At 70.2% G+C, this 2769-nt stretch carries 3 protein-coding genes and 1 pseudogene; 1 reads left to right on the top strand and 3 read right to left on the bottom strand.

Annotation, left to right across the window (positions count from 1 at the left end; translation table 11 throughout):
- Positions 1-1572: pseudogene (locus QZY48_RS17575) on the top strand (hypothetical protein); the annotation flags it as partial.
- 39 nt (positions 1573-1611) lie between these two features.
- On the opposite strand, the gene QZY48_RS17570 reads toward QZY48_RS17575, so the two are convergent.
- From QZY48_RS17570 to QZY48_RS17560, 3 genes are all read right to left on the bottom strand, one after another.
- A complete protein-coding gene (locus QZY48_RS17570; RefSeq protein ID WP_295433413.1) occupies positions 1612-1953 on the bottom strand; it encodes a transcriptional regulator in 342 nt (113 codons plus the stop codon).
- A 7-nt stretch (positions 1954-1960) separates the two neighbouring features.
- Positions 1961-2236: a DUF6516 family protein gene (locus tag QZY48_RS17565; protein WP_295433411.1), complete on the bottom strand. Its 276-nt coding sequence runs from the start codon at positions 2234-2236 to the stop codon at positions 1961-1963.
- 31 nt (positions 2237-2267) lie between these two features.
- Positions 2268-2769: hypothetical protein (locus QZY48_RS17560; protein ID WP_295433409.1), on the bottom strand; the 502-nt coding region annotated here is incomplete at its 5' end.

Below are 2769 nucleotides of genomic sequence, written 5' to 3'. Positions count from 1 at the left end.
GCGTCCGCCGGCGCGGCGGCCACGGCGAGTGCCGACGCCGCCAACGACGCGGGCAGCGCCCAGGCCGGTACCGGGGTCTGGTCGGACGGCGTCCTGGGCGGCGCCGGCGGCACCGGCTTCGACGGGGCGAGCGGCGGTGCCGGCGGTGCCGCGACCGACCGGGCCACGGCGGACACCACCGGCGACGCCCATACCGCCACCGCCTACGGGTACGCGACGGGCGGCAACGGCGGCCAGGTCTATTTCGGAACCGGGGCCACCAGCCTCGCTGGGGCGGGCGGGACCGCGCGCAGCGGCGCCGATGCCGGTGCCACGGGGGACAGCACGGTCCTGGCGAACGATACGGCCATCGGCGGGCGGGGCGGCGATGCCGTCGGCGGCACCGGCAGCGGCGGCGCCGGCGGGTCCGCGGACTCGACTGCAATCGCCGGCGGCGCGGGGAACCAGCCGGTCGCGGCCGATGCCGGCGCTACCGGGGGCGACGGGGGCAGCGCACTCGCCCCCGACGGGACCACGGGCAGCGGCGGCGGCGGCGGCGGGGCCCAAGCGCAGGCGCAGGGAACCGGCGACGGGCCAGTCGCCGTCTCGGCCGCCGCGGCGGGCGGGGCCGGCGGCTCCGGCAACAACGGCGGCGTCGGCGCGCGGGGCGGGGACGCGGTTGCCGCCGCGACCGGCGTCGCGACCGGCGTCGCACCTGGCACCGTCTCGGTGAGTGCAACTGCCCAAGGGGGAACCGGGCATGGCGGCAATGCCGGCTCGGCCGTCGCCACGGCGCAGGGCAGCGGGAGCGGCGGCACCGCCAGCGCATCGGCCACCTCCGCACAGGACAGCGGCCTGGCGCTCAGCATCGCCGGCACCGCCTCGGCCCCGGTGGACGGCCAGGTCAAGGTCATGGCCAGCAGTGCCGTGGGCGGGCCCCTGCCGAGTCCGGACGCTGCGTCCGGGAGCCAGGCGGTCGCCTACGCCACCGGCGCGCCCACCGCGGTCTCCGGGCGCCTGATCGCCAATCCCACGGTCATGCTCGCCCTGCCTGCCGCGTCGGCCATCCTCGCCTACGGCGTCCTCGGCGGGGCCTACGCCACCGGGACCCCGAGCGGCTCGGCGCAGACCTACCAAGGGGCAAGCACCCTGAGCTTCGACACGACCCAGATCGCCGATCCGCCCCAACACCTCTTGATCGGGCTGCTCGACCCCGTGGGTTTCGGGACTGTGCTCGGGGCTTTCGACTTCGCCATCGTCGAGGAGGGGGCCACGGTATTCCAACGGACCTTTACCGACCTGGCCCTGGCCCTCTGGTTCTTCAACGATCGCCTGCTCGACCTCGGCTCCTGGTCCGATCGCGTCTCCGCCGACGGCGTACTCGATCTCAGGCTGAGCTTCACCCTGCTCGAATCCCAACCGGATACCGGCTTCTATATGGATTACGTGGTCGCCAACGGCCCGGCCGTACCCCTGCCGTCGGTGGCCTGGTTGCTCGGCGCGGGGCTCCTGGGCTGGTCGGCGGCGACCCGCGCCCGCGCCGGGTCGATCGCCGGCGCCTGGCGACTTCGTTGCGGCATGCCGCAGGAATGAGGGCGGGGCGCAGCCGGCGACCTCAGCCGGAACTGGGCATCAGGCCGCCTTCAGCATGAATTCCACATGCACCAGGTCATAAGGAAACAGCAGTTTGCCATCGGCGCTCTTATCGATCACGCCGCACAAAACCAGCGCCTGTGCATCGGTGTGGACACCCTTCACATCCCGTCCGATCCGTCGCGCCAGCTCGCGCACGCCCAGGGGCCCGGCGCCGGTCAGGGCCTTGAGGATCGCCCAGCGGTTGGCCGTCAAGGTGGCCCACAGGTCTTCGTGGCTGGGAAAGCTGATGAAGCAACCCTGCGGCTCACCGCGAAAGGCCGCCTTCATCCGCTCCTTGGTGGTTTCGACGCTGGACACCTCAATCGTCACGGTGGTCATCGGTGCCTCACACTCCGGCCACATCGGCCCAGAAATCGTCAACCAGTTGATCCAGCGCGGTGAAGCGGTACGGAACCTCGCAGACACCGCAGTGTTTGTGGTCACCCTTGCCGGCCTCGTTGTCGTAACGCAGCACGCAGGTTTCGTCCACTACCAAGGCCAGTCGGTACTTGAAGCAGTGCACGCTGCCGGGCACCGGCGTCGGCACCTGCCAGATCAGGATGTCAGCGAAGCGGTTGGCGCCAAGCTTGACGCGGGATCGCTGAAGAAGGACAGCCTTCATGTTGTAACTATAACAACATCCAAGCTTGTCGTCACCCCGCGGAGTGGGCTAAGGGTCGCCCGGCTGAAGCCTCCTTTACGGCTTCCACGCTGGAGCCTGGGAACGAGAAACAGCGGACCCTCCTGTAGGGTCCGCTGTGCGGACCAGCAACCTCGCAGCACGCGACAGCGCCGGTGCGATGATCAAGGCCCAGTCGCAGACACCGCCTTCGTTTGAGCGAGGATTGAGCCGGCCAATAGTATCTGGCCCCGATGGCGCTGCCCGGAGCGATCATCGGTATCCAGCGACGGTCGCCGACAACCAAGGTCCGGCGCGCCGTGGGCGGTCCCGCCCACTTCCTTAGATCAAACATCGCAAGCTTCAGTCCCGGGTCGCCGGAGAGCATCACAAAGCCATCGCTTGCGACGAGCATCAGCGTGGTCCCGGAAAACTGGGAAAACTTGGTCAGGAAGTCCTGCACATAGGCGAGATTGAGGCGTCCCAGGTAGAGGCGCCCGCCGGGCCTGATGGCGAAATAGACGCTGGCCGCATCG

It is taken from the genome of uncultured Thiodictyon sp., from assembly GCF_903828115.1.
Lineage (GTDB): Bacteria > Pseudomonadota > Gammaproteobacteria > Chromatiales > Chromatiaceae > Thiodictyon.
This window is presented reverse-complemented; position numbering and strand designations above follow the sequence as displayed.